The organism is Serratia odorifera, from assembly GCF_041448735.1.
Taxonomy (GTDB): domain Bacteria; phylum Pseudomonadota; class Gammaproteobacteria; order Enterobacterales; family Enterobacteriaceae; genus Serratia_F; species Serratia_F odorifera.
This window is the reverse complement of record NZ_JBGMUT010000006.1, coordinates 1-14,740: the sequence shown is the minus strand read 5'-3', so window position 1 is coordinate 14,740 and position 14,740 is coordinate 1. Positions and strand designations below refer to the sequence as shown.

Below are 14,740 nucleotides of genomic sequence, written 5' to 3'. Positions count from 1 at the left end.
ATGTGTTGCTTAATCGTTAGCAACAGAGACAGATTTCGAGAGTAACGGCAATGAAAAAACAGTTTATCCAAAAACAACAGCAAATCAGCTTCGTCAAATCCTTCTTCTCACGCCAGCTTGAACAGCAGCTGGGTCTGATCGAAGTACAGGCACCGATTCTTAGCCGTCTGGGTGATGGCACGCAGGACAACCTTTCCGGCAGTGAAAAAGCGGTGCAGGTCAAGGTCAAGGCGTTGCCGGACGCCAGCTTTGAAGTGGTGCACTCACTGGCCAAATGGAAACGAAAAACCCTTGGCAGTCATGATTTTAGCGCCGGCGAAGGCGTATATACCCATATGAAAGCGCTACGACCGGATGAAGATCGCCTGAGCGCCATCCACTCGGTGTATGTCGATCAGTGGGATTGGGAACGGGTGATGGGCGACGGTCAACGTAACCTGGATTACCTGCAAGGCACCGTACGTCACATTTATGCGGCAATAAAGGAAACGGAAGCGGCGGTAAGTCGTGAATATGGCCTGACGCCGTTCCTGCCGGAACAGATCCACTTTGTGCACAGCGAAACCCTGTTGCAGCGTTTCCCACAGCTGGATGCCAAAGGGCGCGAACGCGCGATAGCCAAAGAACTGGGCGCGGTATTCCTGATCGGCATTGGCGGCGCATTATCGCACGGCAAATCGCACGATGTTCGCGCGCCGGATTATGATGACTGGACCACGCCGACGGCGGAGGGACTGGCCGGGCTGAACGGCGATATCGTGGTGTGGAACCCGGTGCTGCAAGACGCGTTCGAGATTTCCTCAATGGGCATCCGCGTCGATGCCGAAGCGCTTAAACGTCAGCTGGCGCAGACCGGGGACGGCGAACGCCTGGCGTTGGAATGGCATCAGTCACTGCTGCGCGGTGAAATGCCGCAGACCATTGGTGGCGGTATCGGTCAGTCACGTCTGGTGATGTTGTTGCTGCAACTGTCGCATATCGGCCAGGTGCAATGTGGCGTGTGGTCGCCGGAACTGCGCGACGCGGTTGAAGGAATACTGTAAGTCTCAGCGTCGCCAGCGGCGCATCAAACGGCTTTTTAATCCGGTATCAAAGCGCCAGATATGATCGAAGATGCGCATAATGCCGGGTTTGCCATACGCTGACATCGCCACCGCATGGAAACGTTGCTGGTGGCTTTGTTGTTGTTGCTTTACCTTCTTTATTACCTCTTCAGGCAACCGTTGAGCAATAAAGTCGGAAATGATCACCGCGTCGGCGTCAAACCAGCCGCTTTCCGCCATCTTCCCCGCCGTTGCGCTCAGGCAGGCCGCCAAATCGGTACCGCCGCGAAAATGTTGTCCGAGGAAACGCACCGCTTGTTCAATGCCGCTGGCAGCGGTGAGTTCATAATGCACAATCTGGTTGGCAAACAGCATGATATAGCAGCGCCGATTGTCCGCCAGCGCGATGCGCAGCAAGGCCAGGCAAAACGCCTTGGCGCACTGTTCGTTGAAACCGCCCATCGAGCCGGAAGTATCGACGCAGACGATAAACGGCCCGCGCGGCTGCCGATCCTGTTGCTGATGCGTAACCTGACGTACCACCACCTTTTCCTGCCAGGCGTCACCCTGCAGGCGGTAACTCAGCAGGCGCTTTTCCAGCAGGCGGCGATAAAACTCGAACTCCAGCTCGTCGATGCCCAGCGTTGCCAGCTCGGCGGGCAGCAAGCGCAGGATATCGTCGCTCTGGTGCACGCCGTTCACTTCTTCCGGCAGGGTAGCCGGTACCTGTACCAGCACGCGAAACGGTTCCGGTACCGCGTCCTGCTGCGGCACCGCTTTGGCTTCATAACTGCGGCCCAGCTGCTGTGCCAGTTTTTTCAATTCCGGCTGCGTTTGCAGGAAGTTGCCGTATTCCACCAGCCGCTGATAATCACCGCGTTGCAATTGCCCTTTGCTCATGTCCCACAGGCGTCCGGCGGCGGTGTCGTTTTCCGCCAACACCGGCTCCAGCGCCCCGCTTAATGCCAGACGCTCCTGCAGTTCGGCCATCAACTGTTCGCGCTCCTGCTCCAGCAACTGGTGGTGCAGCATGGTGGCTTGCAGCGTCAGACTGATACGCCAGCGTTGCAGGAACAGCGTCTGAAAACTGTCGTCGAGCGGATGGTTAGGCAAATCGGCGGTATCCACCAGCTTGCGCGCCTGTTCGTAAAACGGCGATACCAGCTGGCGTAGCAGATCCAGCGTATCGTTGAGGTTATGGTAAAACTGGCTATTGTTTTCCAGTTGGCACTGTTGATAACGATAGAACTCCTGCGCCAGCGCCGGGGGGACCATGGCTTCATGGATCCGTTCTTTCAACTGCAACTTCCAGCGTGGCAAATCGCGATCCAGCGCGCGACGAATCGCCGGGAATTTTTTGAAAAACACCGACAGTTGCGGTGCCGCCAGCATGGCGACGATCATCTCTTCGATCAGTTCGCCTTCGGTGATCGCCAGCAACAGGTCGAGCGTTTCCAGACTGAGCATGGTTATTGGCCGCGCATCTGCTGGTGCTGCTGTTTGATTTGCTCGGCAACCTGCAACAGACTGGCCTCAATCTTCGCCAGCCCAGCCGCGGCGGTAAACAGGCACGGCTGATGCTGACTGAACAACCGGCGCTGTTCGGCCAACCGTTGCGTTAGCGTTTCCATTTGCTCCAGCAGCTCCGGCGGTGTGGCGCTGGTCTGTTTGCCGGGCAATGCCAGCAGTGAGGGCTGGCGGCTGACGTCGAGCACTGCCAGGTGCAATTGTTCATCAACCTGCAGATCGATTTGCTGGGCAAAGCCGATGCCGTTCAGCTTGGCACGCACGTCGCCGCCCTTTTGCAGCCAGCTTTCCAGCGCGCTAATGTCGATGCTGAGGTGGTTGACTTGTATATCATGCAGTTGCAGCGGTTTTTGCAACAGCAGCGTCAAAGTGGTGCCGCTCAGCGGCGTGGCCAAGGCATATTGCGGTTTGCGGCTGAACATGCCGCCCTTTTTCACCAGACTGATAGCCTGGCGATCGCTTTGCTGTTGCTGGTGCTGCATCCAGCGGGTATGGATTTGCTGAAGCTGGATCAGCAAAGGCTGTTGTTGATAAGCCTGTTCGGTCAGCAACTGGTCGATTTGCTGCTGGATCAGCTTCAACGAAGTCATATCGTGCCACAGGCAGTCTTTCAGCAGCATCAGATCGATTGGCGCAATGGCGTCTCGACCGCTGAAAAAGGCGCAGGCCTGCAACAGGCGCAGCGCTTTTTTCCAGCGGCGGTCGGAGACGTAGGGCGCCTGTTCCAATGCGTCCAGCCGCTGGCGCAGCTGGAAAATCAGATCAAAACAGCCTTCCGGCAGCGCGACGCTGTCAATCTGCGCCTGCCACTGGTAAAACTCTTCATCACTGACGCTCAGCGCGTCGGGCACCGGGTTGTCGCTGTCGTTTTGTCGACTGGTCAACAGTGCGCGGAAATTCTGCTTGTCTTGCACTTTGTCCAGCCACAGACGGATCAGCATGCGGTCATACAACGCTTCCAGGCTGCTGTCGGCCTCTGGCAGCTCATTCGATGCGGTAACCAGCAGGCGCAGCGGGATCGGCTCTTCGCTGTTGCCGTTGCGAAAGCGGCGTTCGTTGATGGCGGTCAACAAGGTATTGAGGATCGCCGGCCCGGCCTTCCATATTTCATCGAGAAACACGATTTCCGCTTCCGGCAGGTAACCGGCGGTCAGACGTTGATAGCGCCCTTCGTCTTTCAGCGCTTGAATCGACAGTGGACCGAACACTTCCTCCGGCGTGGAGAAGCGCGTCATTAAATATTCGAACGAACGGGCGCTGCGAAAGGCAAACTTCAGGCGGCGGGCGATCAGGCTTTTCGCGATACCCGGCGGACCAAGCAAAAATACGCTCTCGCCGCTCAAGGCCGCCAGCAGGCATAGCCGAATTGCCTCCTGTCGCTCATAAAGGCCGCTCTCCAGCGCGCTGCTGAGACGGGAAATTCGTTCTGCCAATAATGATGAAGACGCCATAATTTTGCCGCGTTGTCCGAGAGTTAGCCAATATTGTTCGAGAAGCCGATAATAAACCACCATTATTTTTAATGGTATAGCTTGTTGATTAGTAAAATTTTTCTATTATCAAAAAGGTTGCCTACTCACATTTTGTGATTTTTTCGCGGCATATTAAAGGGTAGGCAAGCAGGATAATTCGTGCATACTGTGCGCCTTTTGGTGGACGTAACGGATCTTAGAGCCCGTATCCCTGGTTGATGCGGATGCATCGCTAACGGTTGTTCTAGTTAAAGAAACGCATATGAGCACAGAACGCAAGCAGTCCCTATCCGCAGTAACCCTGGCGGCCATCGGCGTGGTATACGGTGATATTGGCACCAGCCCGCTTTATACCCTCAGAGAGTGTTTCTCTGGCCATTATGGTTTTGATGTCCGACCCGATGTGGTCTTTGGCTTTTTGTCGCTGATTTTCTGGATGCTGGTGATCATCGTCTCACTGAAGTATCTGACGTATGTAATGCGCGCAGACAACGCCGGCGAAGGCGGCATCTTGACCCTGATGTCGTTGGCCGGGCGCAATACCACCGCGCGTTCGACCGCCGTACTGGTGATCCTCGGTCTGATCGGCGGCAGCTTCTTTTATGGCGAGGTGGTGATCACCCCGGCTATCTCGGTGATGTCGGCCATTGAAGGGCTGGAAATCGCCGCGCCGTCGCTGGATCCCTTTATTGTCCCGCTATCGATACTGGTACTGACCCTGCTGTTTGTCATCCAGAAACACGGCACTGGCAGCGTCGGCAAGCTGTTCGCGCCGGTGATGCTGGTCTGGTTCCTGACGCTGGCGGTGTTGGGCGTACGCAGCATCATCGCCAATCCAGAGGTGTTGCAAGCGCTGAACCCAAGCTGGGCGCTGAATTTCTTCCTTGAATACAAAAAAGTCTCATTCTTCGCGCTGGGCGCGGTGGTGCTGGCGATCACCGGTGTGGAAGCGCTGTACGCCGATATGGGCCACTTCGGCAAGTTCCCGATTCGCCTGGCCTGGTTTACCGTGGTATTGCCGTCACTGGTGCTGAACTATTTTGGCCAGGGTGCGCTGTTGCTGAAGGATCCCGAAGCGATTAAAAACCCATTCTTCCTGCTGGCGCCGGATTGGGCACTGGTTCCGTTGCTGATACTGGCGACGCTGGCCACGGTTATCGCCTCGCAGGCGGTGATTTCCGGCGTGTTTTCCCTGACGCGTCAGGCGGTGCGTTTGGGGTATCTGTCACCGATGCGCATTATCCATACTTCGGAAATGGAGTCAGGCCAGATCTACATTCCGGTGGTGAACTGGATGCTGTATATCGCGGTCGTGCTGGTGATCCTCGGTTTTGAGCATTCCAGCAACCTGGCGGCGGCCTACGGCATCGCCGTCACTGGCACCATGGTGCTGACCAGCATTCTGGTGACCTCGGTGGCGATCAAGAACTGGCACTGGAACCGCTTTTTGGCCGTCGGCATTTTAGCCATCCTGCTATTTATTGACGTGCCGATGTTTTCCGCCAATGCGTTGAAACTGTTCTCTGGCGGTTGGTTGCCGCTGACCATCGGGCTGGTGATGTTTATCGTAATGACCACCTGGAAGAGCGAGCGTTTCCGCCTGCTGCGCCGAATGCACGAACATGGCAACTCACTGGAGGCGCTGATCGCATCGCTGGAGAAATCGCCACCGGTACGCGTTCCGGGCACCGCCGTATTTATGTCGCGGGCGATTAACGTGATTCCGTTTGCCCTGCTGCATAACCTCAAGCACAACAAAGTGTTGCATGAACGGGTTGTGCTGCTGACGCTGCGCACCGAAGACGCGCCCTATGTGCACAACGTGCGTCGGGTGACCATTGAACAGCTGTCGCCAAGCTTCTGGCGTGTGGTGGCGAGCTACGGCTGGCGTGAAACGCCGAACGTGGAGGAGGTTTTCCACCGCTGCGGGCTGGAAGGGTTACCGTGCCGCATGATGGAAACGTCATTCTTTATGTCGCACGAGTCGCTGATCCTCACCAAGCGTCCGTGGTATCTGTTCCTGCGCGGAAAATTGTTCATCGCGCTGAGCCGCAATGCGCTGCGCGCACCGGATCAGTTCGAAATACCGCCGAATCGGGTGATCGAACTGGGTACCCAGGTCGAGATCTGATTTCGCCGGGGTTCAATCAGGCTCTGCCATCGTGCAGAGCCTTTTTTATTTGTGCCGTTTGCCTAACGTGATCGAAACGTTTCGATGGTGATCACATTTCCCGCTTTCCGCCGTTGCCTTCCCCTGCCGATTTTTTACACTCTATGGCGAGCGAAACGTTTCGCTCACGAAGTGACGTGGAGTGATAAATGAAAAAAGGTCTGCTACTCAATTCTGACATTTCTGCGCTGGTGGCGCGGTTGGGTCATACCGACCAGATAACCCTTTGCGATGCCGGATTGCCGATTCCGGCTGCGACACCGCGCATCGATCTGGCGCTGACGCAAGGCGTACCGACGTTTTTGCAGGTGTTGGCAACGGTAACGCAGGAAATGCAGGTCGAAAGTGCTCTGCTGGCGGAGGAAATCGTCAAGCAGAACCCGTCGCTCCATGAGGCGCTGTTGGCGCAACTGGCGCAGCTGGGTCAGGCGCAGGGCAACACCGTCAGCGTGCGTTACATCAGCCACGCTGAATTCAAGGCGCAAACCGAACACAGTCGTGCGGTGATCCGCAGTGGCGAATGCTCGCCGTACGCGAATGTGATCCTGTGCGCCGGCGTAACTTTCTGAGGCATTTATGCAACCTTTATTGCAACTGAAAGGGATTGATAAAGCCTTCCCCGGGGTGAAAGCGCTGTCCGGCGCGGCGCTTAGCGTGTATCCCGGCAGGGTGATGGCGCTGGTGGGCGAAAACGGCGCTGGCAAATCCACCATGATGAAAGTGCTGACCGGTATCTACAGTAAAGACGCCGGCAGCCAGCATTTTCTCGGCAAAGAGGTGGCATTTAACGGTCCAAAAGACTCGCAGGACGCCGGCATCGGCATTATCCATCAGGAATTGAACCTGATCCCGCAGCTGACGATTGCAGAAAACATCTTTCTTGGCCGCGAGTTCGTCAACCGCTTTGGCCGTATCGACTGGCCGCGCATGTACGCCGAAGCCGACAAACTGTTGGCGCGGCTCAACCTGCGTTACAGCAGCCACCGGCTGGTGGGCGAGCTGTCGATCGGCGATCAGCAGATGGTGGAAATTGCCAAGGTGCTGAGCTTCGAGTCGAAAGTGATCATTATGGATGAGCCGACCGATGCGCTGACCGACACCGAAACCGCCTCTTTATTTAAGGTGATCAACGAACTGAAAGCGCAAGGGCGCGGCATTGTTTACATCTCGCACCGCCTGAAAGAGATATTTGAAATCTGCGATGACGTCACGGTGTTCCGCGACGGACAGTTTATTGCCGAACGTCCGGTCAGCGAACTGCACGAAGACTCGCTGATCGAAATGATGGTCGGCCGCAAACTGGAAGAGCAGTACCCACGCCTGAATTTGCCGCGTGGTAAAAAACGTTTGCAGGTCAGCCATCTTTCCGGCTCCGGGGTACATGACGTCAGTTTCGATCTCTACCAGGGCGAAATCCTGGGCGTATCCGGATTGATGGGCGCCGGGCGCACCGAGCTGATGAAGATCCTTTACGGCGCCGCCGCGCGCCGCAGCGGGAGTGTCACCCTGGACGGCCGCGAGGTGAACCCCCATTCCCCACAGGACGGTCTGGCCAACGGCATCGTCTACATTTCGGAAGACCGTAAGCGTGACGGACTGGTATTGGGCATGTCGGTGAAGGAAAACATGTCGCTGACCGCCCTGCGTTATTTCAGCCGCGCCGGCGGTGGGCTTAAGCATGCGGAAGAACGGCTGGCTGTCGGGGACTTCATTCGTTTGTTCAATGTAAAAACCCCTTCAATGGATCAGCCCATCGGCCTGCTTTCCGGTGGCAACCAACAGAAAGTGGCGATCGCCCGTGGGCTGATGACCCGGCCAAAGGTATTGATCCTTGATGAACCGACGCGCGGCGTCGACGTCGGAGCCAAGAAAGAAATCTACCAGTTGATCAACCAGTTTAAACAGGAAGGGCTCAGCATCATTTTGGTGTCTTCCGAAATGCCGGAAGTGCTGGGGATGAGCGATCGCGTACTGGTGATGCATGAAGGCCACCTCAGCGGGGAATTCCCGATTGAGCAGGCTACTCAGGAAGCGTTGATGGCTGCGGCCGTCGGCAAGCAATACGGCGTAAAGCAGGAGTAATCAGATATGAGTTCCCAGACTATCGCAGCTAAGCGCTGGTTCAGTAAAGAATGGCTGTTAGAACAGAAGTCGCTGATTGCGCTGCTGGTGCTGATCGCCGTGGTTTCAACCATGAGTCCGAACTTCTTCACCGTGAACAACCTGTTCAACATTCTGCAACAGACGTCGGTGAATGCCATTATGGCGGTCGGCATGACGCTGGTTATTCTGACCTCCGGCATCGATCTGTCGGTGGGGTCATTGCTGGCTCTGACCGGCGCGGTTGCTGCGTCGATCGTCGGATTTGAAGTCAACGCCGTGGTGGCGGTTGCCGCCGCGTTGGCGCTGGGGGCTGCGGTAGGCGCCTGTACTGGCGTGATCGTCGCCAAAGGCAAAGTCCAGGCGTTTATCGCCACGCTGGTCATGATGCTGTTGCTGCGCGGGGTGACCATGGTGTACACCAACGGCAGCCCGATCAATACCGGTTTTACCGACGTGGCGGATACCTTCGGCTGGTTCGGCATCGGCCGTCCGCTGGGCGTACCGACGCCGATCTGGATCATGGCCATCGTGTTTATTGCCGCCTGGTACATGCTGCACCATACCCGCCTGGGCCGCTACATTTACGCACTGGGTGGTAACGAAGCGGCGACCCGTCTGTCCGGTATCAGCGTCGACCGCGTCAAGATCATCGTTTATTCGTTGTGCGGCCTGTTGGCAGCGCTGGCCGGAGTGATCGAAGTTGCTCGCCTTTCCTCTGCGCAACCGACCGCCGGTACCGGTTATGAACTGGACGCCATCGCCGCGGTGGTGCTGGGTGGCACCAGCCTGGCGGGCGGTAAAGGACGGATCGTCGGTACGCTGATCGGTGCGCTGATCCTTGGTTTCTTGAATAACGGACTGAATTTGCTGGGTGTTTCTTCCTACTACCAAATGATCGTGAAGGCGGTAGTCATACTGCTGGCGGTTCTGGTAGACAATAAAAGTAACAAGTAACCTCCCCTACAGGAATCACGACCATGAAAATGAAAAAACTGGCAGTACTGGCTTCAGCTTTTGCGCTGAGCGCCACCCTGAGCGCGAATGCGCTGGCGAAAGACACCATTGCACTGGTGGTATCGACGTTGAACAACCCGTTCTTTGTTTCAATGAAGGAGGGGGCGCAGCAGGAAGCCAACAAGCTGGGTTACAACCTGGTGGTGCTGGATTCACAAAATAATCCGGCGAAGGAATTGGCCAACGTGCAGGATCTGATGGTGCAGAACCCGAAACTGCTGTTGATCAACCCAACCGACTCCGATGCGGTCGGCAACGCCATCAAAATGGCCAACCAGGCTAAAATCCCGGTAATTACGCTCGATCGCGTGGCGTCAAAAGGCGAGGTGGTCAGCCACATTGCCTCGGATAACCGCGTGGGAGGCAAAATGGCCGGTGACTTTATCGCCAAGAAGGTAGGGACCGACGCCAAGGTGATTCAGCTGGAAGGGATTGCCGGCACCTCTGCCGCGCGTGAGCGAGGCGAAGGCTTCAAACAGTCGCTGGATCAGAACAAATTCACGCTGTTGGCCAGTCAGCCGGCCGATTTCGATCGTACCAAGGGCTTGAACGTAATGCAGAACCTGCTGACCGCACATCCACAGGTTCAGGCGGTGTTCGCGCAGAATGACGAAATGGCGCTGGGTGCCCTACGCGCACTGCAGACCGCCGGTAAAACTGACGTGGTAGTCGTGGGCTTTGATGGCACCGCCGACGGTGTAAAAGCGGTTGAAGGTGGCAAACTGGCGGCAACCGTGGCGCAGCGTCCGGATCAGATCGGCGTCATCGGCGTCGAAACCGCCGATAAAGTACTGAAAGGCGAGAAAGTACCGGCTACTATCCCGGTAGATCTGAAACTGGTCACCCAATAAGTGTGATCGCGTGCCGCCGGAACGAGCGTTGTCGGTGGCGCGCACTGCAAGCAGGAAACAATGCGATGGAAACAGGAAAGCTGGTGGTTCTGGGTAGCATCAATGCTGACCATATCCTTAATGTCGACCAGTTCCCCCGGCCGGGCGAAACGGTGATCGGGAAGCAGTATAAAGTGGCGTTTGGCGGCAAGGGGGCCAATCAGGCAGTTGCTGCCGGCCGCAGCGGCGCGGATATCGCCTTTATTGCCTGCGTGGGCGCAGATGATATTGGTGAACGCATTCGCCAACAGTTGGCCGGCGACCAGATTGATACTCAGCCTGTTGAAGCCATCGATGGCAGTACTACCGGCGTGGCGCTGATATTCGTTAACGGTGACGGTGAGAACGTGATTGGCATCGATGCTGGCGCCAATGCGGCACTCACGCCGCAATATCTTGAACGTTACCGGCAGTCGGTGATCGACGCGGCGGCGTTGCTGATGCAGCTTGAGTCGCCGCTGGAAAGCGTTATCGCTGCGGCGCGGCTGGCAAAACAGCACGCTACCCGGGTGATCCTCAACCCGGCGCCGGCACGGGAATTGCCGGATGAACTGTTGGCGATGATCGACATGATTACCCCCAACGAGACCGAAGCACAGCGTTTGACCGGAATTGCTGTCAATAATGATGCTGATGCGGCGCGTGCTGCCAGCGTGCTGCATGCTAAAGGCATCGAAACGGTGTTGATCACCCTTGGCAGCCGAGGCGTGTGGCTGAGTGAAAACGGTGACGGCAAGCTGGTGCCGGGCTTTCGAGTCAAGGCGGTCGACACCATCGCCGCTGGCGATACCTTCAACGGCGCGCTGTTGACGGCATTGCTGGAAGGACAGACCCTGAACCAGGCGGTGCGGTTCGCTCATGCGGCGGCGGCTATTGCCGTTACGCGTCCGGGCGCGCAGCCTTCGGTACCCTGGCGTGCCGAGATCGACGCCTTCTTGCAGCAGCAGGGGTAAATGCCTTGGCCACCATGAAAGATGTCGCTCGCCTGGCGGGTGTTTCAACCTCCACGGTTTCGCACGTTATCAATAATAATCGTTTTGTCAGCGATAGCGTGCGCAGCAAAGTGATGGCGGCCGTCGAACGGCTCAACTATGCGCCTTCCGCGCTGGCTCGCAGTCTAAAGATCAACCAGACGCGTACCATCGGCATGCTGGTGACCGCCAGCAATAACCCGTTTTACGCCGAGGTGGTGCGCGGGGTAGAGCGAAGCTGTTATGAGCGCGGCTACAGCCTGATTCTGTGCAATACCGAAGAGGACGCGGCGCGTATGAATCGCAGCATGGAAACCCTGCTGCAAAAACGCGTCGACGGGTTGTTGTTGATGTGCACCGAAAACCATCGCCCTTCGCAGGATGCGCTGAGCCGCTACCCTTCGCTGCCGATCGTCATGATGGATTGGGCGCCGTTTGAAGGCGCCAACGACATTATTCAGGATAACTCGCTGCTGGGTGGCGAAATGGCTACCGATCACCTGATTGCGCGCGGCTATTGCCATATTGCCTGCATTGCCGGGCCGCAGGATAAAACCACCGCTCGCCATCGTCTGGAGGGCTATCGCCGGGCCATGCAGCGTGCCGGTTTGGCGATCCTGCCGGGTTATGAAGTGCACTGTGACTTTGAATTTGAAGGCGGGGTGCGCGCCATGCAGCAGCTATTGGCGCTGGAGACTCCGCCGCATGCGGTTTTTGCCGGTAACGATGCGGTGGCGGTTGGCGTTTATCAGGCCTTGTTCCAGGCCGGGCTACGCGTACCGCAGGACATGGCGGTAATGGGCTACGACGATATCGAGTTGGCGAAATATTTAGCACCGCCGTTGAGCACCATTCATCAACCGAAAGATTCGTTGGGCGAACTGGCGATTGACGCGTTAATCAATCGCCTGCAAAACCCGGAGCGTGACGCCCAGGTGCTGGTGCTGACGCCTGAGCTGGTGGAGCGAGCCTCGGTCGGCCGCCGTTAGCCAACCGTCTTTGCCGGTTGTTCGCGCTTCTCTTTGCCGGTAATCAGATTGCGTCCGTCCTTTTTGCGTAACAGCATGAACACAAAGGCCGATACCATGGTGACGATGCCCATGGTAATAAAGGTATAGTGGAAGTGGTCGATCATGGTACCGATCGACAGCGAATCATAAAAACGCAGTACCGCCGCGCTCACCGCAATGCCAAAACTGATCGATAGCTGCTGAGTGACCGCCAGTACGCTATTGCCGGAGCTGGCATTGCTGTCATTCAGGTCTGCCAGGCTGATGGTATTCATCGCGGTGAACTGGGTCGACATTGCCATGCCGAGCACGAATAACGGCACAATCATCAGCCATAACGGCAACCCCGGGCTTTGCAGGGCGAACTGGGCAATCAGCACGCCGATAACCAGGGTTATGCCGACCAGGGTTTTACGATAGCCAAACCAGCGCAATACCTGGGTTACGGTGGATTTTGCCATCAGCGAACCGACGGCAGTTGGCGCCATCATGCAGCCGGCAATAATCGCCGAATAGCCAAAACCGACCTGTAACATCAGCGGCATCAAGAAGGGCACGCAGCCGGTTCCGAGCCGTGATGCCACGTTGCCGGCAATGCCGACCGAAAAAGTCCGAGTCTTGAACAGATCCAGACCAATCAGTGGCTGAGTGTGGCGACGGGCGTGCGCAATATAACCCCATAGCACGACAAACCCGCTCAGCAGCACGCCAAGCGAAACATAGCTGGCCATTACCCGCTCGCCGAACAGTTCCAGTCCGGTGGATATCAATACCAGACTAAGTCCAAACAGCATAAATCCGACGAAATCAAATGGCCGTTTCGGCGTGGTGAAATCCGGCATGTATTTTCGTGCGTACAGAATGCCGAGCAAACCAATGGGAATGTTGATCAGGAAAATCCAATGCCAGGTGGCGTAGGTCACCAGCCAGCCGCCGAGCAACGGCCCGAGGATGGGCCCTATCAACCCCGGCATGGTGACAAAGTTGAGCACCGGCAGCAGCTCACTGCGTGGGTAGGCGCGCAACAACGCCAACCGTGCCACTGGCATCATCATTGCGCCGCCAATGCCCTGCACGATGCGCGAAATGACCAGGAAACTCAGGCTGGGTGACAGGGCGCACAGCAATGACCCCAGGGTAAATAGCGAGACGGCGATAATAAACACCCGTCGGGTGCCATAGCGGTCTGCCAGCCAGCCGCTGACCGGGATCAGCATCGCGACGGTTAACGTATAGCTGATGACCGCCGACTGCATTGCCAGCGGTGAGCGCGCCAGACTATGGGCTATCGCCGGCAAGGCGGTGTTAAGAATGGTGGCGTCCAACGCCTGCATAAAGAACGCCATGGCGGCGATCCACGGTAGCCCAGCCATACTGCGCGCGGATTTTGTCATTACGGTTCCTGGTTGATTGTCGGCACGTTGTTTTCCTCTATCTATATAGAAGAAGGATCTTTCTCGCTTAACAGTACTTGGCATGCAGCCAGCGCGGCGCTGCCATCAGCGGCCAGAATGGCATCCACAATCGCCTGATGGTGTGGCAGCTTAATCACCTCATTACCGGTAATGGCGCGGAAGTAACTTTGGTAAACCGAACTGAACAGGTTGGCGAAGGAGGTAAGAAACGGATTACCGCTGGCTTTATAAATAAGCTGGTGGAATTGCGTATCGACCTGAATCCAGCGTTCGCGATCGAATTCATCATGCAGCGCGCGCATTTCCGCCATCAGCATTTCTAACTGCGCTTTTTGCTGTTTGCTGGCGTGGGTTGCCGCCAACGCGCAGGCCTGTGGTTCCAGCGAGGTGCGCATAATCAGGAAGTGTTGCATGACCTGATCAAAGTTTTCCCGTGTCATCCACCAGGTGAGCAGCTCCTGGTCGAGGAAGTTCCACTGGCTTTGCGGCATAACGCGGGTGCCAATACGCGGGCGCGGCAACAACATGCCTTTCGCCGCCAATATCTTCACCGCTTCTCGCACTGCGGTACGGCTGACGCCGAAGGCTTCTGCCAATTCCATCTCTCCGGGCAGGATACTGCCCGCAGCAAATTCGCCCGCGAGTATCTGTTGACCGAGTTTTTCTGCTAACAGATAAGAAAGATTACGTTGGGCGGCCCGTTGTTGAGCATTAAATTGCATGGCTGCGGATCCTTGGCTTACATCGTTATTGTTATTTTACTCTACTGTCAGCCGGCTTTAGTGGCTGTTTTGCTGAAAAACTGGCGGAAAAACACCCTTTTTTATCACTTTTGTCGAAAAAAGCCGCGCTTGAAAAGTTTTTTGAAATTAGGGGTTGCGGCCTTCTGAGAACTCCCTATAATGCGCCTCCACTGACCGGGAACAACGACTGCTTAAACGCAAGACGAACCACCCAGTCAGTGAGACGAAAGCGAAATAAACGCTTGACTCTCAGGGCGAAAAGCGTAGTATACGCAGCCCGCGCCGATGAGTTTTAACGCCGGCGATGCTCTTTAACAATTTATCAGACAATCTGTGTGGGCACTCACAAGACGATATCCAGCTGCTTCGGCAGCAAAAAAAT

Annotated in this window: 12 protein-coding genes; 8 read left to right on the top strand and 4 right to left on the bottom strand. The window is 56.4% G+C overall.

The window, feature by feature from the left end; all coding sequences use genetic code 11:
- The first annotated feature begins 50 nt into the window (after window positions 1–50).
- Window positions 51–1,043, top strand: a complete 993-nt coding sequence (gene asnA / locus ACCC84_RS15715) for an aspartate--ammonia ligase (protein WP_273868416.1) — start codon at window positions 51–53, stop codon at window positions 1,041–1,043.
- 3 nt (window positions 1,044–1,046) lie between these two features.
- Here asnA and viaA read toward each other — a convergent pair whose 3' ends face one another.
- A complete protein-coding gene (gene viaA, locus ACCC84_RS15710; protein ID WP_198774076.1) occupies window positions 1,047–2,510 on the bottom strand; it encodes an ATPase RavA stimulator ViaA in 1,464 nt (487 codons plus the stop codon).
- 2 nt (window positions 2,511–2,512) lie between these two features.
- On the bottom strand, window positions 2,513–4,021 hold the full coding sequence (gene ravA, locus ACCC84_RS15705) for an ATPase RavA (protein ID WP_198774075.1): 1,509 nt from the start codon (window positions 4,019–4,021) through the stop codon (window positions 2,513–2,515).
- Window positions 4,022–4,304: 283 nt separating this feature from the next.
- On the opposite strand from ravA, the gene kup reads away from it, so the two are divergent.
- From kup to rbsR, 7 genes are all read left to right on the top strand, one after another.
- Window positions 4,305–6,173, top strand: coding sequence for a low affinity potassium transporter Kup (kup, locus tag ACCC84_RS15700; RefSeq protein ID WP_004956870.1), 1,869 nt, complete (start codon window positions 4,305–4,307; stop codon window positions 6,171–6,173).
- 188 nt (window positions 6,174–6,361) lie between these two features.
- A complete protein-coding gene (rbsD, locus tag ACCC84_RS15695; protein ID WP_004956866.1) occupies window positions 6,362–6,781 on the top strand; it encodes a D-ribose pyranase in 420 nt (139 codons plus the stop codon).
- A gap of 7 nt (window positions 6,782–6,788) precedes the next feature.
- Window positions 6,789–8,294: a ribose ABC transporter ATP-binding protein RbsA gene (gene rbsA / locus ACCC84_RS15690; protein ID WP_004956862.1), complete on the top strand. Its 1,506-nt coding sequence runs from the start codon at window positions 6,789–6,791 to the stop codon at window positions 8,292–8,294.
- Window positions 8,295–8,300: 6 nt separating this feature from the next.
- Window positions 8,301–9,269, top strand: a complete 969-nt coding sequence (gene rbsC, locus ACCC84_RS15685) for a ribose ABC transporter permease (protein ID WP_004956859.1) — start codon at window positions 8,301–8,303, stop codon at window positions 9,267–9,269.
- 23 nt (window positions 9,270–9,292) lie between these two features.
- Window positions 9,293–10,180, top strand: a complete 888-nt coding sequence (gene rbsB / locus ACCC84_RS15680; RefSeq protein WP_004956856.1) for a ribose ABC transporter substrate-binding protein RbsB — start codon at window positions 9,293–9,295, stop codon at window positions 10,178–10,180.
- Window positions 10,181–10,245: 65 nt separating this feature from the next.
- A complete protein-coding gene (gene rbsK / locus ACCC84_RS15675) occupies window positions 10,246–11,172 on the top strand; it encodes a ribokinase (RefSeq protein ID WP_004956852.1) in 927 nt (308 codons plus the stop codon).
- A gap of 5 nt (window positions 11,173–11,177) precedes the next feature.
- Window positions 11,178–12,179, top strand: a complete 1,002-nt coding sequence (rbsR, locus tag ACCC84_RS15670) for a ribose operon transcriptional repressor RbsR (protein WP_273868405.1) — start codon at window positions 11,178–11,180, stop codon at window positions 12,177–12,179.
- Here rbsR and mdtD read toward each other — a convergent pair.
- Window positions 12,176–13,594 (bottom strand): multidrug transporter subunit MdtD, encoded by a 1,419-nt coding sequence (gene mdtD, locus ACCC84_RS15665; RefSeq protein ID WP_371902055.1) that lies wholly within the window; start codon window positions 13,592–13,594, stop codon window positions 12,176–12,178. The two genes, rbsR and mdtD, sit on opposite strands and share 4 nt — an antisense overlap.
- Before the next feature lie 41 nt (window positions 13,595–13,635).
- Complete coding sequence (locus ACCC84_RS15660; RefSeq protein ID WP_004956846.1) at window positions 13,636–14,337, bottom strand: FadR/GntR family transcriptional regulator; 702 nt, start codon at window positions 14,335–14,337, stop codon at window positions 13,636–13,638.
- Between the last annotated feature and the right edge of the window lie 403 nt (window positions 14,338–14,740).

Excerpts from the sequence above, each read along its gene's own strand:
- rbsA (WP_004956862.1), top strand. The coding sequence starts at position 6,789 with ATGCAACCTTTATTGCAACTGAAAGGGATTGATAAAGCCTTCCCCGGG.
- rbsK (WP_004956852.1), top strand. The coding sequence starts at position 10,246 with ATGGAAACAGGAAAGCTGGTGGTTCTGGGTAGCATCAATGCTGACCAT.
- rbsB (WP_004956856.1), top strand. The coding sequence starts at position 9,293 with ATGAAAATGAAAAAACTGGCAGTACTGGCTTCAGCTTTTGCGCTGAGC.
- mdtD (WP_371902055.1), bottom strand. The coding sequence starts at position 13,594 with ATGACAAAATCCGCGCGCAGTATGGCTGGGCTACCGTGGATCGCCGCC.
- ravA (WP_198774075.1), bottom strand. The coding sequence starts at position 4,021 with ATGGCGTCTTCATCATTATTGGCAGAACGAATTTCCCGTCTCAGCAGC.
- rbsD (WP_004956866.1), top strand. The coding sequence starts at position 6,362 with ATGAAAAAAGGTCTGCTACTCAATTCTGACATTTCTGCGCTGGTGGCG.
- viaA (WP_198774076.1), bottom strand. The coding sequence starts at position 2,510 with ATGCTCAGTCTGGAAACGCTCGACCTGTTGCTGGCGATCACCGAAGGC.
- ACCC84_RS15660 (WP_004956846.1), bottom strand. The coding sequence starts at position 14,337 with ATGCAATTTAATGCTCAACAACGGGCCGCCCAACGTAATCTTTCTTAT.
- kup (WP_004956870.1), top strand. The coding sequence starts at position 4,305 with ATGAGCACAGAACGCAAGCAGTCCCTATCCGCAGTAACCCTGGCGGCC.
- rbsC (WP_004956859.1), top strand. The coding sequence starts at position 8,301 with ATGAGTTCCCAGACTATCGCAGCTAAGCGCTGGTTCAGTAAAGAATGG.
- asnA (WP_273868416.1), top strand. The coding sequence starts at position 51 with ATGAAAAAACAGTTTATCCAAAAACAACAGCAAATCAGCTTCGTCAAA.